This window comes from Actinomycetospora rhizophila (assembly GCF_042657905.1).
GTDB lineage: Bacteria > Actinomycetota > Actinomycetes > Mycobacteriales > Pseudonocardiaceae > Actinomycetospora > Actinomycetospora rhizophila.
Genome location: NZ_JBHSKG010000015.1, coordinates 24,110 through 47,342, shown reverse-complemented (window position 1 = coordinate 47,342; position 23,233 = coordinate 24,110). Strand labels below are relative to the sequence as shown.

Annotated in this window: 20 protein-coding genes; 15 read left to right on the top strand and 5 right to left on the bottom strand. The window is 75.2% G+C overall.

The window, feature by feature from the left end; genetic code table 11:
• Positions 1-23: 23 nt before the first annotated feature.
• Complete coding sequence (locus ACFPK1_RS23820; RefSeq protein WP_378023441.1) at positions 24-755, top strand: YoaK family protein; 732 nt, start codon at positions 24-26, stop codon at positions 753-755.
• Positions 756-761: 6 nt separating this feature from the next.
• Here ACFPK1_RS23820 and lexA read toward each other — a convergent pair whose 3' ends face one another.
• Positions 762-1,553, bottom strand: a complete 792-nt coding sequence (gene lexA / locus ACFPK1_RS23815) for a transcriptional repressor LexA (protein ID WP_378023440.1) — start codon at positions 1,551-1,553, stop codon at positions 762-764.
• Positions 1,554-1,770: 217 nt separating this feature from the next.
• Between lexA and ACFPK1_RS23810 the strand changes: the two genes are divergently transcribed.
• From ACFPK1_RS23810 to ACFPK1_RS23790, 5 genes are all read left to right on the top strand, one after another.
• Entirely contained in the window at positions 1,771-2,418 is a 648-nt protein-coding gene (locus tag ACFPK1_RS23810; RefSeq protein WP_378023439.1) for a hypothetical protein, read from the top strand.
• Between the two features lie 403 nt (positions 2,419-2,821).
• On the top strand, positions 2,822-3,355 hold the full coding sequence (nrdR, locus tag ACFPK1_RS23805; RefSeq protein WP_378023438.1) for a transcriptional regulator NrdR: 534 nt from the start codon (positions 2,822-2,824) through the stop codon (positions 3,353-3,355).
• Positions 3,356-3,450: 95 nt separating this feature from the next.
• Entirely contained in the window at positions 3,451-6,297 is a 2,847-nt protein-coding gene (locus tag ACFPK1_RS23800; RefSeq protein WP_378023437.1) for a vitamin B12-dependent ribonucleotide reductase, read from the top strand.
• Between the two features lie 116 nt (positions 6,298-6,413).
• Entirely contained in the window at positions 6,414-9,734 is a 3,321-nt protein-coding gene (locus tag ACFPK1_RS23795; protein WP_378023436.1) for a BTAD domain-containing putative transcriptional regulator, read from the top strand.
• Between the two features lie 53 nt (positions 9,735-9,787).
• The gene (locus ACFPK1_RS23790) at positions 9,788-10,456 is read left to right on the top strand and encodes a hypothetical protein (protein ID WP_378023435.1); all 669 of its coding nucleotides are present in this window, start codon (positions 9,788-9,790) and stop codon (positions 10,454-10,456) included.
• 54 nt (positions 10,457-10,510) lie between these two features.
• On the opposite strand, the gene ACFPK1_RS23785 is transcribed toward ACFPK1_RS23790, so the two are convergent.
• Positions 10,511-11,260 carry an endonuclease/exonuclease/phosphatase family protein gene (locus ACFPK1_RS23785; protein ID WP_378023434.1) on the bottom strand — a complete coding sequence of 250 codons (750 nt, stop codon included), beginning with the start codon at positions 11,258-11,260 and terminating at the stop codon, positions 10,511-10,513.
• Between the two features lie 55 nt (positions 11,261-11,315).
• Between ACFPK1_RS23785 and ACFPK1_RS23780 the strand changes: the two genes are divergently transcribed.
• The 7 genes from ACFPK1_RS23780 (at position 11,316) to ACFPK1_RS23750 (ending at position 18,624) form a co-directional block, all read left to right on the top strand.
• Positions 11,316-11,873, top strand: coding sequence for a nucleotidyltransferase family protein (locus ACFPK1_RS23780; RefSeq protein WP_378023433.1), 558 nt, complete (start codon positions 11,316-11,318; stop codon positions 11,871-11,873).
• A 17-nt stretch (positions 11,874-11,890) separates the two neighbouring features.
• Positions 11,891-12,643, top strand: coding sequence for a HipA family kinase (locus ACFPK1_RS23775; protein ID WP_378023432.1), 753 nt, complete (start codon positions 11,891-11,893; stop codon positions 12,641-12,643).
• Complete coding sequence (locus ACFPK1_RS23770; RefSeq protein WP_378023431.1) at positions 12,640-13,020, top strand: DUF3037 domain-containing protein; 381 nt, start codon at positions 12,640-12,642, stop codon at positions 13,018-13,020. The genes ACFPK1_RS23775 and ACFPK1_RS23770 overlap by 4 nt, the downstream gene beginning before the upstream one ends.
• A gap of 111 nt (positions 13,021-13,131) precedes the next feature.
• Entirely contained in the window at positions 13,132-15,510 is a 2,379-nt protein-coding gene (gene ppsA, locus ACFPK1_RS23765; protein ID WP_378023430.1) for a phosphoenolpyruvate synthase, read from the top strand.
• Positions 15,507-16,466, top strand: coding sequence for an esterase-like activity of phytase family protein (locus tag ACFPK1_RS23760; RefSeq protein ID WP_378023429.1), 960 nt, complete (start codon positions 15,507-15,509; stop codon positions 16,464-16,466). Before ppsA ends, ACFPK1_RS23760 begins: the two co-directional genes overlap by 4 nt.
• Positions 16,467-16,525: 59 nt before the next feature.
• Positions 16,526-17,425, top strand: coding sequence for a patatin-like phospholipase family protein (locus tag ACFPK1_RS23755; RefSeq protein WP_378023428.1), 900 nt, complete (start codon positions 16,526-16,528; stop codon positions 17,423-17,425).
• Positions 17,422-18,624 carry a CynX/NimT family MFS transporter gene (locus tag ACFPK1_RS23750; protein ID WP_378023427.1) on the top strand — a complete coding sequence of 401 codons (1,203 nt, stop codon included), beginning with the start codon at positions 17,422-17,424 and terminating at the stop codon, positions 18,622-18,624. The genes ACFPK1_RS23755 and ACFPK1_RS23750 overlap by 4 nt, the downstream gene beginning before the upstream one ends.
• Here ACFPK1_RS23750 and ACFPK1_RS23745 read toward each other — a convergent pair.
• Positions 18,617-19,330 (bottom strand): alpha/beta fold hydrolase, encoded by a 714-nt coding sequence (locus tag ACFPK1_RS23745; RefSeq protein ID WP_378023426.1) that lies wholly within the window; start codon positions 19,328-19,330, stop codon positions 18,617-18,619. The two genes, ACFPK1_RS23750 and ACFPK1_RS23745, sit on opposite strands and share 8 nt — an antisense overlap.
• Positions 19,331-19,373: 43 nt before the next feature.
• Entirely contained in the window at positions 19,374-20,117 is a 744-nt protein-coding gene (locus ACFPK1_RS23740) for a TetR/AcrR family transcriptional regulator C-terminal domain-containing protein (RefSeq protein ID WP_378023425.1), read from the bottom strand.
• Positions 20,118-20,182: 65 nt separating this feature from the next.
• Between ACFPK1_RS23740 and ACFPK1_RS23735 the strand changes: the two genes are divergently transcribed.
• Together ACFPK1_RS23735 and ACFPK1_RS23730 are read left to right on the top strand one after the other, a co-directional pair.
• Complete coding sequence (locus ACFPK1_RS23735) at positions 20,183-20,581, top strand: VOC family protein (RefSeq protein WP_378023424.1); 399 nt, start codon at positions 20,183-20,185, stop codon at positions 20,579-20,581.
• Between the two features lie 20 nt (positions 20,582-20,601).
• On the top strand, positions 20,602-21,090 hold the full coding sequence (locus ACFPK1_RS23730; protein WP_378023423.1) for a GNAT family N-acetyltransferase: 489 nt from the start codon (positions 20,602-20,604) through the stop codon (positions 21,088-21,090).
• Between the two features lie 58 nt (positions 21,091-21,148).
• Here ACFPK1_RS23730 and ACFPK1_RS23725 read toward each other — a convergent pair whose 3' ends face one another.
• Positions 21,149-23,209 (bottom strand): prolyl oligopeptidase family serine peptidase, encoded by a 2,061-nt coding sequence (locus ACFPK1_RS23725; RefSeq protein ID WP_378023422.1) that lies wholly within the window; start codon positions 23,207-23,209, stop codon positions 21,149-21,151.
• Between the last annotated feature and the right edge of the window lie 24 nt (positions 23,210-23,233).

Here is a 23,233-nt window from a genome sequence, read left to right as displayed (position 1 = left end):
CACGCGAGGGAGAGGAGTCGCGCATGGACGCACCCGGGGCACGGAGCGGCTCGCTGGTCTCGGGACCGGTGCACGGTCCGCTGCCGATCCTCCTGCTGGTGATGACGACGGCGACGGGCCTGGTCGACGCGGTGAGCGTCCTCGGGCTGGGCCGGGTCTTCGTCGCCAACATGACCGGCAACATCGTCTTCCTCGGCTTCGCGGTGGCCGGGGCGCCGGGGTTCGCCCTGGCCGCGTCGCTCGCCGCCCTCGGCGGGTTCCTCGTCGGCGCCCTGGCCGGCGGTGCCCTCGCCACCCGTCGAGCGCACCGGCGCGGTCACCTGCTCCGCGACGCGGCGCTCGTGGAGACGGTGCTCCTGCTGATCGCCGCCGGCCTGCTCGTCGGCGTGACGGGGACCCCGGACAGCGGCCTCGCGTCGGTGGTCGCGGCGCTCGCGGCCGTCGCCCTGGGGCTGCAGAACTCCGTGGTGCGCCGCCTGGCCGTCCCCGACCTCACGACGACGGTGCTCACCATGACCCTCACCGGGATCGCCGCCGACGTGCGCTCCTCGGGCCGGGCGGTGGTCACGCGACGGGTGCTCGCGGTGGTGACGATGTTCCTGGGCGCCGCGGCCGGGGCGATCCTCGTCCTGCACGTCGGGCTCGCGTGGGCGCTCCTGCCCGCCCCGGTGCTGATGCTGGCGATCGTCCTCGCGCTCGCCGTGGGGGTGCGCCGCCCCGCGCCCTGGCAGGAGCCGGCGGGCGCCCGGTCGTGACCGTGGTCAGAGGCGGCGCAGGACCGCGACCACCTTGCCCAGCACCGTCGCATCCTCGCCCGGGATGGGCTCGTAGTCGACGTTGTGCGGCATCAGCCAGATGCGGCCGTCCTTGCGCTTGAACGTCTTGACGGTGGCCTCACCCTCGATCATCGCGGCCACGATCTCGCCGTTGTCGGCGACGGGCTGCTGGCGGACGACCACCCAGTCGCCGTCGGTGATGGCGGCGTCGACCATCGAGTCGCCGGCGACGCGCAGGAGGAACAGCGACCCCTCGCCGACGAGCTCGCGGGGCAGCGGGAAGACGTCCTCGACGGCCTGCTCGGCGAGGATCGGGCCACCGGCGGCGATGCGCCCGACCACCGGCACGAACGTCGGTGCGGGGCGGTCGGCGCGGATCTCCTCGGTGTGGTCCGGCGCGTCGTGGCCGGCGGCCTCGAGCTCCTCGGGGAGGCGGACGTCGAGCGCGCGCGGCCGGTTGGGGTCGCGGCGCAGGTAGCCCTTCTTCTCCAGGGTGCGCATCTGGTGGGCCACCGAGGACGTCGAGGTCAGCCCCACCGCGTCGCCGATCTCGCGGACGCTCGGCGGGTAGCCGTTGCGCTCGACGTGGTCGCGGATGACCTCGAGGACCTTCCGCTGGCGCGGGGTGAGGCCCGGTGACGCGTCGGCGTCCGCGGGCTCGGGGAAGGGGTGCACCCGGGCCGGCACGACGGCGTCGGCCACCTCTGGCGGCTCGGCCACGCCGGGCCGTGCCCCCGGCTCCTCGGGGCCGTCCGGGCCCTGGGGCGTGCGTGCCATGGCCGTGTCCTTTCCGACGTCGTCCGCGGCACCCTCCGAGGGCGCCGCGCCCCGCGCAGGTGGCGGGGGGTTCGACGGCGAAGTTAGCGCCGAGCACCGACGGGATCAAACACGTGTTCGAACGACACGCCGGTCGATTCGTCGACGTTGTCGGGGGTCGATGCTAGACATCGCACACGCGTTCGATCGAACGCGTGTGCGAGGCGAGGAGGTCGACATGTCCGTGGGGACGACCGGTCCGCGGGGCCGCTGCGACGTCGAGGTGCCCGGCCAGGTGTCCGGCCAGATGTCCGGCCAGGGGCCGGGTCGGGTGCCGGGCCCGCGTGCCGAGGAGGCGGGCCGCGCGGTGCCGCCCGGTGGCGCGGCCGCCGACCCGCCGGTCCGCCCGGCTCCCCGCCCCGCCGGGCGCCCGCAGCCCGCGGGCACCCGTCCCGCACGCCCCGAGGACGGGCGCGGTCCGGTCCGCCCGGCCGGCCGCCGCGGGCCGGCGGCGCTGCCTCCGGTGCGGCCGCGGATCGCCGGGGGAGGGGCGTCGCCCGCGCCGCACCGGGATCGCCCCGCGACGGTCCCCGTCGTCGTGCGCCGGCGGCGCCTGGCCGCGGTCGCGGTCCTGGGTGTCGTGCTGGGCCTGCTGGTGGGCGTGCTCGCCGGCCTGGTCGTGCCGTCCGGTGCCCCTGCCGGCCCGGCCCCGACGGGCACGAGCGTGGCGGTCGTGGGGGCGGGGGAGTCGCTCGCCGATGTCGCCGGCCGCGTCGCCCCGGGGGCCGACACCGCCGCCGTGGTCTCCCGGATCCGCGAGCTCAACGGCCTCGAGGGCTCCGCCGTCGTGCCCGGCCGCCCGCTCGTGGTGCCGTCCGCGGGATGAGCCGGTCGGTCGGTGCGTCGCCCGGACACCCACTCGGGCACCGCGTGCCCCGCTGATCCTCCCCGCGGCCCGCTGATCCTCGGGCGACGTCCGCTCGGCGCCCCGGTGGCGGGTGGGCGGCTGGGGAGTTGCATCGCGCGTCAGCGCGTCGCTACCGTCCCACCCCAACATCTAGTGGTTACACTGGTGTAGTTAGTCCACAGCTTGTGCACACTGGTGAAGGCCCTTCCACAGGGTCTTCCACCGGAACGACGGTGGTGCTCCACCGGCGGGGGCGCTCGATCCACGGGTCGGGCCCGGCGATCCCCAGGTCCGTCCCCAGGACGGCGGGAATCCGGGGCCGGACCACAGGGGGTTGGGGACAACTCCGCGGAGGGGCCGCGACGCGGGAGGGGGAGTCGACATGCGGTGTCCGTTCTGCCGGCACACCGACTCCCGGGTCGTCGACTCGCGCGAGGCCGACGAGGGGCAGGCGATCCGGCGGCGCCGGTCGTGCTCGTCGTGCGGCAAGCGCTTCACCACCGTCGAGGAGCCGGTGCTCGCCGTGGTCAAGCGCAGCGGGGTCACCGAGCCGTTCAGCCGCGACAAGGTCGTGCGCGGGGTGGCCCGGGCCTGCCAGGGGCGTCCGGTCGACACGGACGCGCTGGCCCAGCTGGCCCACCGGGTCGAGGAGACGATCCGGGGCGCGGGCACCGCGGAGGTGCCCAGCCAGGAGGTCGGCATGGCCATCCTGGGGCCGCTGCGCGAGCTCGACGAGGTGGCGTACCTGCGCTTCGCCAGCGTCTACCGGAACTTCTCGTCCGTGGCCGACTTCGAGGCCGAGATCGCCGACCTGCGCGCCGCGGCGCGCGCCGGCGATGTCGGGGGTCGGGGCGACACTGCGGGGGAGCCGGGGGCCGACGTGCGGGACGTGCCGGCGGCACGGGCCGGGGACTGACGGTCGGGGAGACACAGTCGGGGATCACAGTGACGGGTCGGAGCGTGGGGAAGCGCCGCCGGACCGTCGCGAGCGACGAAAGAGGGATGGCACCGATGACGGAGACCGTCGGCACCACGTCCGAGGAGTCGGGAACCGCCGCGCCGCGGCGGGGTCTGACCATCGAGCGTGTCCACACCACCGCGGGGGTCCACCCCTACGACGACGTCGTGTGGGAACGCCGTGACGTGGTGATGACGAACTGGCGCGACGGTTCGATCAACTTCGAGCAGCGTGGCGTCGAGTTCCCGCAGTCCTGGTCGGTCAACGCCGTCAACATCGTCACCAGCAAGTACTTCCGCGGCGCGCAGGGCACCGACTCGCGCGAGTCGAGCCTGCGCCAGCTCATCGACCGCGTGGTGAGCACCTACACCGCGGCGGGCACGCGCCACGGCTACTTCGCGACCCCCGACGACGCCGAGGTCTTCTCCCACGAGCTGACCTGGATGCTCCTGCACCAGTACTTCAGCTTCAACTCGCCGGTGTGGTTCAACGTCGGCACCAGCTCGCCGCAGCAGGTCAGCGCCTGCTTCATCCTGTCGGTCGACGACACGATGGAGTCGATCCTCAACTGGTACCGCGAGGAGGGGCTGATCTTCAAGGGCGGCTCCGGCGCCGGCCTCAACCTCTCGCGCATCCGCTCGTCGAAGGAGCTGCTGTCCTCGGGCGGCACCGCCTCCGGGCCGGTCTCGTTCATGCGCGGCGCCGACGCGTCGGCCGGCACCATCAAGTCCGGCGGGGCCACCCGCCGCGCGGCCAAGATGGTCGTCCTCGACGTCGACCACCCCGACGTCGCCGAGTTCGTCGCCACCAAGCGCGACGAGGAGCGCAAGATCCGCGTGCTGCGCGACGCCGGGTTCGACATGGACCTCGGCGGCTCCGACATCACCTCGGTGCAGTACCAGAACGCCAACAACTCGGTGCGGGTCTCCGACGAGTTCATGCGCGCGGTGCAGTCGGGCACCGAGTTCGGCCTGCGGGCGCGGATGACCAACGAGGTGATCGACACCGTCGACGCCAAGTCGCTGTTCCGCAGCATGGCCGAGGCCGCCTGGGAGTGCGCCGACCCGGGCCTGCAGTACGACGACACCATCAACGACTGGCACACCTCGCCCGAGTCGGGGCGCATCACCGCGTCCAACCCGTGCTCGGAGTACCTGCACCTGGACAACTCCAGCTGCAACCTCGCGTCGCTGAACCTCATGAAGTTCCTCGACGACGACAACACCTTCCGCGTCGACGACTTCGTGCGCTCGGTCGAGCTGGTCATCACCGCGATGGACATCTCGATCTGCTTCGCCGACTTCCCCACCGACGCGATCGGCGAGACGACGCGCGCCTTCCGCCAGCTGGGCATCGGCTACGCCAACCTCGGCGCGCTGCTCATGGCCACGGGCCGGGCGTACGACTCCGAGGGCGGCCGCGCGCTGGCCGCCTCGATCACCTCGCTGATGACGGGCGCGGCCTACCGCCGCTCGGCCGAGCTCGCCGGCGCGGTCGCCCCGTACGACGGCTACGCCCGCAACGCCGACGCCCACCGCCGGGTCATGCGCAAGCACGCGGCGGCCAACGACGCCATCCGCACGGTGCACCGCGAGGACGCCCGCGTCCGCGACGCCGCCACCCGCCAGTGGCAGACCGGGCTCGAGATCGGGGCGACGAACGGCTGGCGCAACGCCCAGGCCAGCGTGCTTGCCCCCACCGGCACCATCGGCTTCATGATGGACTGCGACACCACCGGGGTGGAGCCGGACTTCTCGCTGGTCAAGTTCAAGAAGCTGGTCGGCGGCGGCTCGATGCAGATCGTGAACCAGACCATCCCGCGCGCGCTCGACCTGCTGGGCTACCAGGCGGAGCAGGTCGAGGCGATCGTCGAGTACATCGCCGAGCACGGCCACGTCATCGACGCCCCGGGGCTGCGCCCCGAGCACTACGAGGTGTTCGACTGCGCGATGGGCCAGCGCTCGATCGCGCCGATGGGCCACGTGCGGATGATGGCCGCGGTGCAGCCGTTCATCTCCGGCGCCATCTCCAAGACCGTCAACATGCCGGAGCAGGCCAGCGTCGAGGACGTCGAGGAGATCTACTTCGAGTCCTGGAAGCTGGGGCTCAAGGCCCTCGCGATCTACCGCGACAACTGCAAGGTCGGGCAGCCGCTGTCCACCGGCAAGAAGAACGCGGCCGAGTCGACCACCGAGGCGGCGCCCGCGGTCACCGAGCAGCGCCCGGTCCGCAAGCGCCTGCCCAAGAAGCGCCCCAGCGAGACGGTGTCGTTCGCGGTGGCCGGCGCCGAGGGCTACATGACCGCCGGGTCGTACCCCGACGACGGCCTGGGCGAGATCTTCGTCAAGATGTCGAAGCAGGGCTCGACGCTCGCCGGTGTCATGGACGCCTTCTCGATGGCGATCTCGATCGCGCTGCAGTACGGCGTGCCGCTGGAGACCTACGTCTCCAAGTTCGTCAACATGCGCTTCGAGCCCGCGGGCATGACCGACGACCCGGACGTCCGCATGGCCACCAGCGTCGTCGACTACCTGTTCCGCCGCATCGCGCTCGACCACCTGCCCTACGAGAAGCGCGCCCAGCTGGGCATCTTCTCCGCGGACGAGCGCTCGGCCCAGGTCGCGGCCACCGACTACGGCACCGGGGCCCCCGCGGCGCCGGCACCGGCCGTCGACGTCGAGGCGCTGCGCACCTCCGTCGACGTCGCCGCGCCCGAGGCCGACGAGAGCCCGGCGGCGCGCAAGGCCGACGTGTCGGTCGGGAGCTCCACCGAGCTCCTCGAGCTGCAGCAGGGCAAGGCGGCCGACGCGCCGCTCTGCCTCACCTGCGGCACGAAGATGCGCCCCGCCGGTTCCTGCTACGTCTGCGAGGGCTGCGGCTCCACCAGCGGCTGCAGCTGACGGGCACCCGAAGCCAGGTCCGCTCCCCAGTGGTCCTCGGCCCGGCCGGACCGCGCGTCCGGCCGGGCCGAGGACGCCACGGCCGCGGCGACACATGATCGCCGTAGCCTGGTCCGGTGCTCGAGGTCGGCGTGCTGGGCGAGGTCCGCGCCCACCTCGACGGCCGCCGGCTCGATCTCGGCGGGCCCCGGCAACGTGCGGTGCTGGCGCTGCTCGTCGCGGCGAACGGCGCCGTGGTGCCCACCGACCGGTTCGTCGAGGACCTGTGGGCGGGCGAGCCGCCGCCGCGGGCGATCGGGGCGCTGCAGGCCTACGTGTCCCACCTGCGCCGGGTGCTCGAACCCGACCGCGGGCCCCGTCGGCCCGCGCAGGTGCTCGTCAGTGCGGCACCCGGCTACCGCCTCGAGCTTCCCGCCGAGGCCGTCGACGCCTGGCACTACGTGGCGCTCGTGGCGGCGGCTCGCGCGGCGCTGGCCGTCGACGACCCCGAGGGCGCCCTCGGCCACCTCGCCGCGGCCCGGGCGTGCTGGGCGGGCCCGCCTTACGCGGCGTCGGCCGACCAGGCCTGGGCGGCGGCCGAGGTCGACCGGCTGATCGCCACCCGCGCGTCGGCCGCCGAGCTCGCCGGGGCCGCCGCGAGCGCCGTGGGACGCCCCGACGAGGCGCTCGCCGACCTCGAGGCGGTCCTGCGCGACGACCCGCTGCGTGAGCGGACCGCAGCCGTGCTCGTGCGCACCCTCGCCGCCGCCGGGCGCCAGGGCGACGCGCTCGCCGTCGTCCGGGCCACCCGCGACCGTCTCGTCGACGAGCTCGGCGTCGACCCGGGCGCCGACCTGCGCGCCGCCGAGGCGGCCGTCCTCGCGGGGGAGGTCGCGACGACCACACCGGGCCGACGTGCCCCCGAACGGCTCGCGCCCGAACAGCCCGCCCCCGAACGAGCGCGTGGCGACACGGACGCTCAGCGTCAGCGACGCCACGCCGCTGACACCCCGGCGGACGGCATGTCCTTCCTCGGGCGCGTCGAGGAGCGGGCGCGCCTGCACCGGGCGGTGGGCGCGACCACCGCCGGGCGGGGGGCAGGGATCGCGTGGGTCGAGGGGGCGGCGGGGAGCGGGAAGTCGGCGCTCCTGGAGCAGGTGGCCGGGGAGCTCGACGGCGAGGTGCTGCGCGCCCAGTGCTCGGAGGTCGACGGCGCCCCGCCGGGGTGGGCGTGGCGCGACCTGCTGACCCGCCACCGCGGCGCCCCGCCCGCGGCCCGGGACGCCTTCACGCTCACCGGGGAGCTCGCGGCGGCGCTCGGCGAGGTCCGGGCGGGCGGGCTCGCGGTGCTCGTCGTCGAGGACGTCCACCGCGCCGACGGCGAGACGCTGCAGGTGCTGCGCCACCTGGTGACGACGTCGACCGACCCGGTGCTCGTGCTCGCGAGCTTCCGCGACGACGAGGTCACCGAGGACCTCGCCCGCACCCTCGCGCTGCTCGCCGGGCGGACCGTCGACCGGGTCCGGCTCGGCGGGCTCGACGAGGTCTCCGCGCGCACGCTGCTGCGCCGGGTCGCCGGGCGGGAGCTGCCCGAGGGCATCTGGCGCGCGCTGGTGGAGCGGGCGGCGGGACACGCCCTGTTCCTCGGCCAGCTCGGGCGCCTCGTCGCGTCCGAGGGCGTCGAGGTCGCCGCCCGCGGGGTGCCCGCCGGGGTGCGCGAGCTGATCGACCGCCGGGTCGAACGGCTGCCGGCGCGCGCGGTGGCCACGCTGACCCGGGCCGCGGTGCTGGGCCGGGACGTCGACGTCGACCTGCTGCTGGCCGTCGACCCCCTGCGCGGCGGGCTCGACGACGACGACCTGCTCGACGACCTCGACACCGGCGTCGTCGCCGGCCTGCTCGCCGAGCGCCCCGACACCGGGCTGCGGTTCGCGCACGCGCTGATCCGGGACACGTTCGCCGAGCGCACCCCGCCGCTGCGGCGGGCCCGCATGCACCTCGCGCTGCTCGACGTCCTCGAGCGCGACCACCCCGACCGCGTCCACGCCCTGGCCCACCACGCCGAGGTCGCCCTGTCGGCGGCCACCGCCCCGCGCACGCTGCCCCATCTGCAGCGCGGCGCCCGGGACGCCCGCGAGGCCGGGGCCGTCGACGACGCCGTGCGCTGGTGGCGGGCCGTGCTGCGCGCGCACGACCTCGGCGCGGGCACCCCGGCGAGCCGGATCGGGGCGCAGGGCGAGCTGGTCCGCGCGCTGGCGGCGAGCGGCGACCTCGTCGCGGCCCGCGCCGAGCGCGCCCGGGCGGTCGCGGCGGCCCGCACCCTCGGCGACGTGCCCCTCGAGGCGCGGGCCTGGCGCTGGGACGTGACGACGCTGTGGAGCACGCGCCCCAGCGACGAGGACAACGGGCCCGGCATCGCCCGGCTGCAGGAGCTCCTCGCGCTCACCGACCCCGCCGACCGCGAGCTGCGCGTCGACCTCCTGCTCGCGCTCGCGCACGAGTGCGAGCCCTGGCTCCTCGAGACCGGTCGGCCCGCCGCGGTCGAGGCGCTGGCGATCGCCCGCGAGATCGGCGACCCGCGGCTGTTGTGCCGGGCGCTCAACGTCGAGTACCTGCACACGTTCGCCGTCCCCGATCCCGACCACCACCGGCGCACCGGCGAGGAGATGCTCGCGCTCGCCACCCGCGCCGGGCGTTCCGAGCACCGCGCGCTCGCCCACCTCGTGCTCTCGAGCGAGGCGGTCGGGCGGGGCGCGCTCGACGAGGCCCGGCGCCACCTCGACGCCGCGGCCGCCGTGGCGACGGGCGGCCAGCTCCCGGTCCTGCTGCTCTCGGTCGCCCTGTTCGAGGCCACCCTCGACCTCGTCGCCGGGCGCGCCGCGGCGGCGTGGGCGGCGTTCGACGACCTCACCGCTCGGCTGGCCGCGACCGGCGACCCCAACGGGCGGGTCATCCGCGCCTGGGCGATGACCACGCTCGCGGTGGCCGCGGGCGACGCGTCGGCGCTGCTCGGCGAGCTGGAGGAGATCGCCGCGCGCGATCCCGCGCTCGTCGCGGTGCTGCTCGTGCACGCCCGCCTGGACGCGGGGCAGGAGGAGCGCGCCCGCTCCGGGTGGCCGCTGCCGCCGCTGCCGCGCGAGGGCACCTGGCTCCTGGAGACCGCGCTGCAGTGCCTGGCCGCCGCCCGCCTGCGCGACGACGAGGTCCTGCGCCGCACGCGCGCCGACCTCGCCCCGTGGCGCGGGCGCCTCGTGCACACCGTCAACGGCCAGCTCGTCCTCGCCCCGGTCGACCTCGTCCTCGCCCGCGCCGCGATCGCCGCCGGCGAGCCCCGGGAGGCCGCCGCGGCCCTCGACCGGGCCGCCGACCTCGCCCGGCGCCTCGGCGCGCCCCACTGGCTCGCCGAGTCCGCGGCGCTGCGCGACGGGCTGCAAGCCGTTCACAAGTACGGGGAGTGACGCTCGGCGGCACCAGGAGGCCACTCGGGTCGCCTCGGAGCAGGGAGCACCCCGTGATCGTCACCCGCCGTCTCGTCCTCACCCTCGGCGCGACCGCGCTCGCCGCCTCCGGCCTCGCCGGGCTCGCGGGCGGGATGCTGCACCCGGTGGTCGACGGCCGGTCGCACTCCGTGGCGTCGATGACCGCGGAGGGCGGCCCACCCGCCTACCTCCTGCTCTACGGCGGCGCGGTGCTGCTCATGCTCGGGCTGCCCGCGGCGTACGCCTGGCTCGCCCCGCGCGTCGGCCTGCTCGGGCTCGCCGGGTTCGGGCTCTACATGGTCGGCAACGCGCTGTCGGCGCAGTCGCACCTCGTCGTCGAGGGCTTCGTCGCCCGCGACATCGTCGCCGCCCGGCCCGACCTCGTCCCGGCCGACGGCACGATCCTCGACGCCCCGTCCTTCGTGACCCTGCAGACGGTCGGCGGCCTCGTGTTCGTGGCCGGCGTCCTGCTCGTCGGGGTCGCGCTGCTGGTGCACCGGCCGGTGCCGCGCTGGATCGGGGTGGCGTTCGTGCTCTCCGCGCTCGGGGTCCTGGTCCCGCTGCCCGAGGCGCCGGTGCTCACCGGCCTGCAGGTCGAGCTGTTCGAGGCGATCGGCACGGTCGGGCTCGCGGCCGCCATGATCCGCGCCCCGCGCCGCAGCACGCGGACCGCGGACCGGGGGGCGGCGCTGGCGAGCTGACCGGCGAGGGCGTCCCTCGCTGCCTCCCACGCAGCGAGGGACGCCCTCGCGGCCTCACTCCGCGGGCACGACCGTCGCCGAGAGCGCGCGGTGGTCCGACAGCGGCGGGTGGTGCACCCGGGGCGCGGAGGCGACGACGCCGCGCCCGAGGAGGTGGTCGATCTGGCGGCGCGGGTCGTCGGCGGGGAACGTGCGCCCGCGGACGAGCCCGCGCAGGCCGCTGCCGAGCCGGGCGCGCCGGACGCCGAGGTTGAGGTCGCCGGTGACGACGAGGGTCGTCTCGTCGCGCAGGCTGCGCACGAGGTGGCGGAGCTGGACGAGGTTCCAGCCCGGGATGAACGACAGGTGCGTGGTCACCACGTCGACCGGACCGTGCGGCCCGGCGACGCGGGCGACCAGCGCGGTGCGGGGCTCGTCGCGGACGACGACGAGGCGGCGGGGACGTCCGACGACGAGCGGCACGTCGCGGGGCAGCCGGGGCAGGGGGATCACCCGCCAGTCGGTGACCGGGTGGCGCGAGAGCAGGGCGACGCCGTAGGCCGGGGCGTCCGGGACGTCGGCCGTCGTCCACGAGCCCGGCACGCCGTGCAGGGTCGGCGCGAACCGGTACTCGGTGGCGCCCAGCGCCTCGGCGGCGACCGCGGTGAGGTCGGCGCCGCCCGAGCGGGGCTGGGCCCGGTCGACCTCCTGCAGCCCGAGCACGTCGACGTCGAGGCCCGCGACGGCGTCGGCGAAGCGTCGCAGGTCGACGGCGCCGTCGGCGGTCGCGGCCCCGTGCAGCACGTTCCATGTCCCGAGTCGCACGAGCCCCCGGGTTCCCCGGGTTCGGCGTCGCTCCACCCGGGGTAACGGACGTCCCATGAGCGAACCCGACGGTGCCGGCCGCCGCGAGGCGCTCAAGCGGGTGGCGGTCGCCCTGCGCGAGGGCGGGATCGGGTTCGCGCTGGCCGGCGGCTACGCCGGGTGGGCACTCGGGGGCCCGGAGCCGGAGAACGACGTCGACTTCGTCGTCACCGAGGCCGAGGCCGGCCGGGCGGCCGAGGTGCTGACCGCGGCCGGCCTGGACGTCCACCAGCCGCCCGAGGACTGGCTGTTCAAGGTCTACAGCGACGGCGCGATGGTCGACGTCCTGTTCCGGCTGGCGAGCGAGCCCGTCGACGCGGTCCTGCTCGACCGCTGCGTGGAGCAGGAGGTGCTCTCGGTGCGGATGCCCGTCGTCGACGCCACCGACCTCGTCATCGGGAAGCTCGCCGCGCTCAACGAGCACGCCTGCGACCTGTCCAAGGTCCTCCCGACCGCGCGCGCCCTGCGCGAGAAGGTCGACTGGCCGCGGGCCGAGGCGGCGACGGCGTGGAACGACATCGCCGTCGCGTGCCTGTTCCTGCTGCGGCGGCTGCGGGTGGTCACGGAGGAGTGACCGTGCAGGATGATCGGGTGTCCGCACTCCGACGGATCGTCGCCACCCGCTACGTCACCCCGCTGCGCGAGGGCGGGTCCCTGCCCGGGCTCGTCGAGGCCGACGACCTCGGCACCTACGTCGCCAAGTTCACCGGCGCGGGGCAGGGGCCGAAGGCGCTGGTGGCCGAGGTGATCGTCGGCGAGCTGGGCCGGCGGCTGGGGCTGCGGGTGCCCGAGCTGGTGGTGCTCGAGCTCGACCCCGTGATCGCCCGCGCCGAGCCCGACTGGGAGGTCCAGGAGCTCCTCGCGCGCAGCGGCGGCGACAACCTCGGCATGGACTTCCTGCCCGGCGCGATCGGGTTCGACCCCGTCGCCCACCGGGTCGACGCGCTCGAGGCGTCGCGGGTGCTGTGGTTCGACGCGTTCGTCGAGAACGTGGACCGCTCGTGGCGCAACCCGAACCTGCTGCGCTGGCACCGCGACCTGTGGCTGATCGACCACGGCGCCTGCCTGTACTTCCACCACTCCTGGGCCCGCGCGGCGAGCGCCGTCGCCCGGCCCTACGACGCGGGCGACCACGTCCTCGCCCCCGCGGCCACCGCGCGCGCCGAGGCCGACGCCGACCTCGCCGGGCGGATCGACGCGGGCCTGCTCGTCGACGTCGTCCACCGCGTCCCCGACGGGTGGCTCGACGACGCCGCGTTCGCCTCGCCCGACGCCCTGCGCGAGGCCTACGTCGAGCACCTGGTCGGCCGTCTCGCCGCCCGGGAAGCGTGGGTGCCGCGATGAGCGACCGCGACACCTTCGAGTACGCCCTGCTGCGCGTGGTGCCCGACATCGAGCGCGGCGAGCTCGTCAACGTCGGCGTCCTGCTCTACTGCCGCCACCGCGAGCACCTCGACGCCCGCACCGCCCTCGACGTCGGTCGCGTCCGCGCCCTCGACCGGGCCACCGACCTCGACGCGGTCCGCGACGCCGTCGAGGCCTGGGAGCGCGCGGTGCGGGGGGAGGGGCCGGCGGCGGTGCTGTCCCCGGGCGAGCGGTTCCGGTGGCTGACCGCGCCGCGCAGCACCGTCCTGCAGCCCGGGCCGGTGCACACGGGGCTCACCGCCGACCCGGACGCCGAGATCGAGCGGCTCGTCGCGCGGCTGGTGCACCCGGCCTGAATCGCTCCCGCGTTTTCCCCGGGGCGTGGACGGGGGACTACGGCAGTTGGTCGGCAGTGCGCAACCGTCGCGGCGAGCGCGGGCGCGCCGGCCACGACGGAGGAGGACGCGGTGGCCGACGAGGTCCGCTGGCTGGAGAGCGTGGGGTCCGGGGACGTCGAGGAGGTGGGCGGGAAGAACGCCTCGCTCGGCGAGATGATCGGGAACCTGGCCGGGAAGGGCATCCGGGTGCCCGGCGGCTTCGCGACGACGGCGACCGCCTACCGCTCGTTCCTCGCGGCGAACCAGCTCGACGAGCAGATCGCGAGCATCCTGGGTGAGCTCGCCGACGGCGCCCGGGAGCTCGCCGACGCCGGGAAGGCGGTCCGCGACCTGTTCGACCGGGCCGAGTTCCCGGAGTCGACGGCCGAGGCGATCCGCTCGGCGTACGCCGAGCTGTCCGAGCGGTACGAGACGAGCGACGTCGACGTCGCCGTGCGCAGCAGCGCCACCGCCGAGGACCTGCCCGACGCGAGCTTCGCGGGCCAGCAGGACACCTACCTCAACATCACCGGTGCGGACGCCCTGCTGGCGGCCTGCAAGGACTGCTTCGCGTCGCTGTTCACCGACCGCGCGATCAGCTACCGCGTCGAGCAGGGCTTCGAGCACACCGACGTCGCGCTCTCCATCGGCATCCAGAAGATGGTGCGCTCCGACCTCGGGTCGGCGGGCGTCATGTTCACGATCGACTCGGACACCGGCTTCCCCGACACCGCGATCATCAACGCCGCGTGGGGGCTCGGCGAGAACGTCGTGGGCGGCGAGGTGACGCCCGACCAGTACACGGTCTACAAGCCCTTCCTCGAGAACTCCTCGCTCGTCCCCATCCTCGCGAAGACGATCGGCGCCAAGGAGCGCAAGCTCGTCTACACCGACTCCGGCCCCGAGCCGACGGCCAACGAGGAGACCACCGACGAGGAGCGCCGCGCGGTCGTCCTGACCGACGAGGAGATCCTCGCGCTCGCCCGCTGGGGCTCGGTGATCGAGGCCCACTACGAGCGCCCGATGGACGTCGAGTGGGCGAAGGACGGGCGCAGCGGCGAGCTGTTCGTCGTCCAGGCGCGCCCCGAGACCGTGCAGTCGCGGGCCGGGGCCGGGACGCTCTCGACCTTCAGCCTCACCGAGTCCGGCGAGGTGCTCGTCTCGGGGCTGGCGATCGGGCAGGCGATCGCCGCCGGCGAGGTGCAGGTGATCGCGTCGGCCGACGACGTCGACAGCTTCACCGACGGCAAGGTCCTCGTCACCGAGATGACCGACCCGGACTGGGTGCCGATCATGCGCCGCGCCGCCGGGATCGTCACCGACCGGGGCGGGCGCACCTCGCACGCCGCGATCGTCAGCCGCGAGCTCGGCGTGCCCGCGATCGTGGGCACCGGGAACGCCACCGAGGTCCTCGGCGAGGGCCGTGAGGTCACGATCTCGTGCGTCGAGGGCGACGAGGGGCACGTCTACGACGGCCTGCTCGCCTACGAGGAGCGCGAGCTCGACCTCGAGTCGGTGCCGCAGCCGAGGACGCGCGTGATGATGAACATCGGCAGCCCGGCGGCGGCCATGCAGTGGTGGCGCCTCCCCGCGCACGGGATCGGGCTCGCGCGCATGGAGTACCTGGTCAACAACGTCATCCAGGCCCACCCGCTGGCGCTGCTGCACCTCGACGAGGTGCAGGACGCCGAGGCGAAGGCGCAGATCGAGGAGCTCACCGCGGGCTGGGACGACAAGGGCGAGTACTTCGTCGACCACCTCGCCCGCGGCATCGCGACGATCGCCGCGTCGCAATACCCGGAGCCGGTGGTGGTGCGGCTGTCGGACTTCAAGACCAACGAGTACGCGGGGCTGCTCGGCGGGACGCAGTTCGAGCCCGAGGAGGAGAACCCGATGCTCGGCTGGCGCGGGGCGTCGCGCTACTACAGCGACGACTACCGCGAGGCGTTCGCGCTGGAGTGCCGGGCGCTCGAGCGGGTCCGGGTCGGCATGGGCTTCACCAACGTCGTCGTCATGGTGCCGTTCTGCCGCACGCCGGAGGAGGCCGACCGGGTGCTGGAGACGATGAAGGAGTTCGGCCTCGAGCGCGGGCGCGACGAGCTGCAGGTCTACGTGATGGCGGAGGTGCCGTCCAACGTGCTGCAGGCCGACGAGTTCGCCGACCGCTTCGACGGCTTCTCCATCGGCTCGAACGACCTCACCCAGCTCACCCTGGGCATCGGGCGCGACGACGACCGCCTCGCGCACCTGTTCGACGAGCGCAGCCCCGCCGTCAAGAAGATGATCACGATGCTGCTCGAGGCGGCGCACGCCAAGGACCGCTACGTCGGCATCTGCGGCCAGGGCCCGAGCGACCACCCCGACCTGGCGGAGTTCCTCGTCGAGCAGGGCATCGACTCGATGTCGCTGAACCCCGACAGCGTGCTCACCGTCATCGAGCGGGTCGCGGAGGCGGAGCAGCGGCGGTGATCCGGGCGGCGCTGCTCGCGCTGCTCGTGCTGCTCGCCGGGTGCGGGTCGGCGCCGCCGGGGCCCACGGCCGCGACGGTGCCGCCCGCGCCGTGCTCGCCCGCCGTCGCGATCACCGGGTTCTCCGACGTCCTCGACGGCCGCGAGTACGGGGCGCGCCGGACGTGGCCGGTGGCCGGGCTCTCCGGGCTCGGCGTCGACCGCGACGGCACGCTGCTGGCCCTGAGCGACCGCTCGGTGCTCTTCACGCTCGACCCGCGCAGCCGCGAGCCGACGGGCGCGACGCCGCTGGCCGACGAGAGGGGCGCGGCCCTGGACGCCGAGGGGCTCGCGGTCGACGCCGACGGGACGCGGCTGGTCACCTCGGAGAACGAGCCCTCGGTGCGGCGGTACGACACCGCGGGCCGGATCGTGGGGCGCCTGGACGTCCCGCCCGACGTCGCCGACCGGGCCGGGTACAACGCCTCCCTCGAGGGCGTCGCCGTCCTCGCGCCCGGCGGGCCCGTGGTCGCCGCGATGGAGGGCGCGCTCGACGGTGACGACCCGGGGCTGCGGCGGGTCGTCAGCTGGCCGGGCGCGGGGTGGTCCTACCGGCCCGACCCCGGGCTCGACGTCTCCGAGCTCGCCGCCACCGGGGACGGGCGGCTGCTGGTGCTCGAGCGCTCGTACACCGCCGGCGTCGGCAACACCGTGCACCTCGCGCTGGCCGACCCGTCCCGGGCCACCGGGGGCGCGCTCCCGCGGACCCTGCTCGCCGACCTCGGCGCCTGCCCGAGCCTCGGGGCGACGACGCGGCAGGACCAGCTGAACCCGCTGCTCGACAACATCGAGGGCATGACCGTGCTCGGGCGCACGGGCGACGGGGCGCTGCGGGTCCTGCTCGTCAGCGACGACAACGAGGACGCCGACCAGACCACGAGGCTCTACGACGTCGTCGTCCGGTTGCCGGCCGCCTGAATCGTGCGATCCGTGACATCGGCCGTGCGGAGCGCGCCGCCGGGGTGGAGGGTGGCGCGGTGACCGCCGATGCTCCCTCCCGTCCCGTCCGCGCGCTCGTCCTCGGCGGCGGCGGCCTCGCCGGCATCGCGTGGGAGGTGGGCGTGCTCGTCGGGCTGGCCGAGGGCGGTGTCGACCTCTCCCTCGCCGACCGCGTCGTGGGCACCTCCGCCGGCTCCGTCGTGGGCACCCTGCTGACCACCGGCGTCGACCTCACCGCCGTGCACGAGGAGCACCTCTCGGGGGAGTCCGGCACCACGGGCACGCCGGCGAACCTCGACATGGACGCCCTCGGCGCCGAGCTCGCCGCCGCCATGGACGGCGCCCGCGACGCCGGCGAGATGCGCGCCCGGCTCGGCGCCTGGGCGCTCGCGGCCGACACGCCCCCGGAGGCCGACCGGCTCGAGGTCATCGACGCCCGCCTGCCGGTGAAGGAGTGGCCGGGGACCGACCTGCGCATCTCCGCCGTCGACGCGGAGACCGGCCACCTCGCGGTCTTCACCCGCGAGACGCGCGTCCGCCTCGTCGACGCCGTCGCCGCGAGCTGCGCGGTGCCCGGTGTGTGGCCGCCGATGACGGCCGGCCGGCGTCGCTACATCGACGGCGGCGTCGCCTCGGTGGTGCACGTGGCGCGCGCCGACGACGACGGGTTCGACATCGTGGGCCCGGCCGACCGGCTGGTCGTCGTCGCCCCGCTCGACCCGCCGGCGGGCGGCCCGTTCCGGTCGGTCACCCAGGAGATCGAGGCCCGGCAGGAGACGCACCCGGGCCGCGAGGCGGTCGCGATCCTGGCCGACGAGACCGCCGTGGCGGCTTTCGGCACCAACGTCCTCGACCCGGCGACGATGCCGGCGTCGGCGAAGGCCGGACGGGAGCAGGGGCGCGCGCGGGCCGCCGAGGTCGCGCGGTACTGGGCATGAGCGCCCCGACCACCACCGCGACGGCCGTGCGCCGTGGCGGCGCGCTGGCCGCGTTCGCGGTGCTCCTGCTCGCGGCCAACCTGCGCCCACCGGTGGTCGGCGTCGCGCCGCTGGTCGACCAGGCGCGCGACGCGCTCGGCGTCTCCAGCGGCGTCGCCGGGCTGCTGACCAGCCTGCCGGTGCTGTGCTTCGGCCTGCTCGCGCCCGTCGCGCCCCGCCTGGCCCGGCGCTGGGGGCTCGAGCGGCTGCTCGTGGCGGCGCTGGTGGTCCTCGCGGCCGGGATCGCGCTGCGGCTGGTGTCCTCGCTCGCCGTCATCCTCGTCGGCAGCGTGCTCGTCGGCACCGCGATCGCCGTCGGCAACGTGTCGCTGCCGACGCTGGTGAAGCGCGACTTCCCGCACCGCACGGGCGCGATGACCGGCGCGTACTCGATGGTGCTGACCGGCGGCGGTGCCGTCGCGGCGGCCGTCACCGTCCCGCTGCAGCGGATCACGGGCCTCGACTGGAGCGACACCCTCGGGCTGTGGGGACTGCTCACCGTCGTGACCCTGGTCGTGTGGCTCCCGCGGGCACGGCGGCGCACCGTGCCCCCGCCGCCCGCCCGCGAGGGACAGACGCTGCGCAGCGCGCTGCTGCGCGACCCGCTCGCGTGGCAGGTCACGCTGTTCATGGGGCTGCAGTCGCTGCAGTTCTACGCGATGTCGGCCTGGATCCCGACGATCTTCGTCGACGCCGGCCGGACGCCCGCCGAGGGCGGCCTGCTGCTCTCGCTCGCCGGGTTCGTGGGGCTCGTGTTCTCGGCGACGGCGCCGTCGTTCGCGATGCGCCGCCCGTCGCAGAGCATCGTCGTCACGACGACCACCCTGTTCTACGTCGCCGGCTACGTGGGGCTGCTCGCGGCGCCGGGGTCGCTGGCCGCGCTGTGGATGGTGCTGCTCGGCATCGCGCAGGGCTCGAACATCGCCCTCGGGCTGCTGCTCATCACGCTGCGCTCGCCCGACACCGAGCACACCGCCGAGCTCTCCGCGATGGCCCAGGGCGTCGGCTACACGCTCGCCGCGCTCGGGCCGTTCGCCCTGGGCGCGCTGCACGACGCGAGCGGCGGATGGACCCTGCCGCTGGTCGTGATGCTGGTGCTCGTCGTGCCGCTGCTCGTCGTGGGCTGGGGTGCCGGGCGGGACCGGCACGTGCTCAGCTGATCATCCTGAGGAGCACCCGGGCGGTTCCGTCGGGGTCGGTGACCATGGCGTCATGCCCGGTGTGGAGGACCTCGACGCCGCGCCAGCTCCCGTCGTCGCGGGCGGCGGCCGCGACGCCGGCGAAGGCGTCGTGGCCCGGCTTGTCCGTGCAGTGGACGTACCAGCGGTCGAGCGTCGGCACCGGCAGGTCGGGCAGCGGGTCGTCGGGCACGCGGCGGGGCTGCGGGGTCAGGCGCGGGCCCACCCAGGCGCGCAGGGCCGCGTCCCGGATCGCCCAGCCGTCCATCGCGGCGTCGGGGTCGAGCACGATCCGGTCGTCGACGTCCACCCGGCTCAGGAAGAACTCGCGGCGGGCCGGCGGCATCAGGTCGTGGAGGGAGCGCCCGGGCTCCGGGACGAAGGCGTCGAGGTAGACGAGCCCGGCGAGGCGGTCCGCGGCCCGCTGGGCGACGCCGGTGATGACCGCGCCGCTCGAGCTGTGCCCGACGAGCAGGACGTCGCGCAGGTCCTCCATGGCGAGCAGGGCGACGACGTCCTCGACGTGCGTCGCGAGTCCGACGTGCGGGCCGTGGAGGTGCGCGCGCTCGCCGACGCCGGTCAGCGTCGGCGTGTGCACCTCGTGGCCGGCCGCCCGCAGCCGCGCGGCGACGGGTCGCCACACCCAGCCGCCATGCCACCCGCCGTGCACCAGGACCACCACCGCCATCGGGACAGGGAAGCGCGTCCGCGCGCGCGGGCCAAGGCCCCGGTCAGCCGACCAACGCCGCGAGGCCGTCGAGCACGCGGGCGAGGCCGAAGCGCCAGGCCCGGTCGGGGTCGCGCGCCGACTGCTGGGCGGCGCCCGCGGCCGCGCCGACCCGGACCGCGCGCGGGTAGCGCCCGGGGTCGAGCACCTGCTCGAGCACCGGGGCACGCGCGGCCCACCAGGCCGCCGCGTCACCGGTGCCCGCCGACTGCTGCTCGGTCAGCGCCGTGGCCCGGGTGACGTCGAGCAGGAAGGTCAGGGCGGCGTCCCGGTCGACGTCGTCGAGCCCCGCGAGCGCGGCGAGCTCGTCGAACGCCGCGAGCTCGTGCTCGTACTTGGCGGTCTCGCCCGGCCCGAGCACCGGGCGGCCCGGGTCGACGCGCGCCGCCCACGGGTGGGCGCGGTACAGGGCCCGGTTCTCCTCGGCGACCGCGGTGAGGCGCTCGCGCCATCCGAGCCCCGTCGTGTCGCGGCGGGTCATGGCGGCGTAGGCGGCGTCGACGACCAGGTCGGCGAGCTCCTCGCGCCCGGGCACGTAGGTGTAGAGCGTCATCGGAGCGACGCCGAGCTCGCGGGCCAGCGCCCGCACGCCCAGCCCCGCCAGCCCGTCCGGCCCGCCCGCGTCGGCGAGCGCGGTCGCGCGGGTGACGACGGCGTCGAGGTCGAGCCCGCGCCGGGGCCCGCGGGAGCCGGCGGGCTGCTCGACGCGCCAGAGCAGGGCGAGCGTGCGCGCGGGGTCGGGGGCCACGGCGGCGATCCTGGCACAGTTTCTCTGTACGGCGTACGTTGTACAGCGTACGGAGAGGAGTGCCCATGAAGATCACCGCATCCGCGGTCTCCCTGAACGTCGCCGACCCCGAGGCCTCGGCGGCCTTCCTCGTCGAGCACTTCGGGTTCGAGCAGGTGATGGCGGCCGACGGGTTCGCCTCGCTGGCCCGCGAGGACGCCGGCGTGTCGGTGGTGTTCCTGCGGACGGGGCTCGCGTCGCTGCCCGCCGACCAGCGCGACGAGCACGCCGCCGGGCTGATCCTCGCGTTCGTCGTCGACGACCTCGAGGGCGAGCTCGCCCGGCTCGAGCGCGAAGGCGTCATGATCACGATGCCGCTGACCACGGAGCCCTGGGGCGAGCGCGCGTTCCAGGTTCGCGACCCGAACCGCGTGATCGTCCAGCTCGTGGACTGGGAGGGCGAGGTGGCGCCGGAGTACCGCTGAGCGGCCGTCAGGATGGAGGCGTGGAGATCGCGCTGACCGCCGTGCGCCCCGACTCGCCCGACGGGCTGACCGCCCTGCGTGCCTACGCCGGGGAGCTCGCGCGCCGGTGGCCCGAGCGGGCGCCGGAGCCGGAGTGGTCGGAGGAGTTCCTCGCCGACGACCCGATGGCGCTGGCCCCGCCGTCGGGGATCTTCGTCGTGGCGAGGCAGGGCGAGCGCGTCGTCGGCTGCGCGGGGCTGCGCTTCGAGGGCGCCGACGTCCCGCCGGGCGCCGGGGAGGTCAAGCGGATGTGGGTCGACCCGGCGATCCGCGGCCAGGGGCTGGGCCGGCGCCTGCTCGCGCACATCACCGACCTGGCCCGCGAGGCCGGGCTGCGCCGCCTGGTGCTCGACACCGCCGAGGACCTGGCCGAGGCCCGCGCGCTCTACGTGCGCGAGGGCTTCGTCGAGACCGGGCCCTACAACGCCAACCCCTACGCGCACCACTGGTTCACCCGCGACCTGTGGTGACGGGGCCATGTGAGCGAACTTCGGGGCTATAGCCCCGAAGTTCGCTCACATACGCCGTTCAGCCCACCTGCCGCCAGCAGAACTCGAACACGAGCGCCCACTGGAACGCGCGCTGGGCGTTGTCGGCCGCGCCGCCGTGGCCGCCCTCGATGTTCTCGTAGTACTCGACGCGGTGGCCCTGCTCGCGCATCCGGGCCACGGCCTTGCGGGCGTGGGCGGGGTGGACGCGGTCGTCGCGGGTCGAGGTCGTCACCAGCACCGGCGGGTAGGCCTCGTCGGCGCGCAGGTTCTGGTACGGCGAGTACTGCGAGATCCACGCCCATTCCTCGGGCACGTCCGGGTCGCCGTACTCGGCCATCCAGGACGCCCCGGCGAGCAGCAGGTGGAAGCGGCGCATGTCGAACAGCGGCACCATCACCACGATCGCGCCGAACAGCTCCGGGTAGCGCGTGAGCATGACGCCCATGAGCAGCCCGCCGTTGCTGCCGCCGTGGATCGCCAGCTGCGACGCCGTGGTGATCCCGCGGTCGGCGAGGTCGCGGGCCACGGCGGCGAAGTCCTCGTAGGCGCGGTGGCGGTGCTCGCCCAGCGCCGCGGTGTGCCAGGTGGGCCCGTACTCGCCGCCGCCGCGGATGTTGGCGACGACGTAGGTGCCCCCGCGCGCGAGCCAGGCGCTCCCGATCAGCCCGCTGTAGCCCGGCGTCAGCGCGATCTCGAAGCCGCCGTAGCCGGTCATCAGCGTGGGTCCGGGGGTGTCCGACACGCGGCCCACCACGAAGTACGGGATTCGCGTGCCGTCGTCCGAGGTGGCGAAGAACTGCCGGACCTCGAGCCCGGTCGCGTCGAAGCGCGCCGGCGCCGTGCGCAGCACCTCGGGCTCCGGGTCGCCGTCGAGCCCCAGCTCGCCGCGCAGGAACGTCGAGGGCTGGACGTAGCCGTCGGTGTCGAGGAAGTACTCGTCACTCTGGTCGGGATCGACGCCGACCAGGTCGACCGACCCCAGGTCCGGGCCCGCGGGCAGCTCCCGGCGCGCCCAGTCGCGCGACGGCGTCAGCACCTCGAGGCGGGTGACGACGTCGGTGAGCACGGAGAGGACCAGGTGGTTCCTCGTCCAGGCGTGCGAGCTCAGCGAGCGGCTCGCGGTCGGCTCGAACAGCACGCGGGCGGTGCGGTCGCCCGCGAGGTAGGCCTCGAAGTCGAAGCACAGCAGGGCGCCCGCCGGGTACTCGGTGCCCCCGACCTGCCACGGCGAGCGCGTCCGCACGAGGAGCCACTCGCGCTCGACGTCGGTGTCGGCGTCCGGCGGGACGTCGATGAGCACCCGGGTGCCGTCCGGGCGGAGCAGGAACTCCTCGGTGGTGTGGAAGTCGGGGCTGCGCCCGACGAAGTCGCGCTCGTAGCCGGGTGTGTGGTCGTGGCCGGCGAAGGCCGACACGTCGGTCTCCGCGGCCTCGAACACGACCTCGGCCTCGGCGACGGGCTGCCCGCGCCGCCAGCGGCGCATCACCCGCGGGTAGCCCGACGTCGTCTGCGACCCGGGGCCGAGGTCGGTGCCGACGAACACGGTGTCCTCGTCGATCCAGCCCACGCGGCTCTTGGCCTCGGGCAGCGTGAACCCGTCGGTGATCCACTCCAGGGTGCCCAGGTCGAACTCGCGCACCACGGTCGCGTCGGCGCCGCCGCGCGAGAGCTGCACGAGCGCGCGCGAGTAGTCGGGGTAACGCACGCCCGCGCCGGCCCACACCCAGTTCTCGTCCTCGGCGGCGGCGAGCGCGTCGACGTCGAGCAGCAGCTCCCAGTCGGGGTCGCCGGAGCGGTAGCTCTCGAGCGTCGTACGGCGCCACAGCCCGCGGGGGTGCTCGGCGTCCTGCCAGAAGTTGTAGAGCAGCTCGCCGCGGCGGCGCACGTAGGGGATGCGGTCGTCGGCGTCGAGGATGTCGCGCAGCCCGTCGCGCAGCTCGGCGAAGCGCTCCGACCCGGTCAGGTCCGCGAGCGACTCGTCGTTGCGCGCCTGCACCCAGGCCAGCGCGTCGTCGCCGGTGACGTCCTCGAGCCAGAGGTAGGGGTCGTCGGTGGCCGGGGGAGTCGTCGGGGAGCTCACCGGACCATCCTCACCCATCACCGCCGGACACGGCCCGCGGGT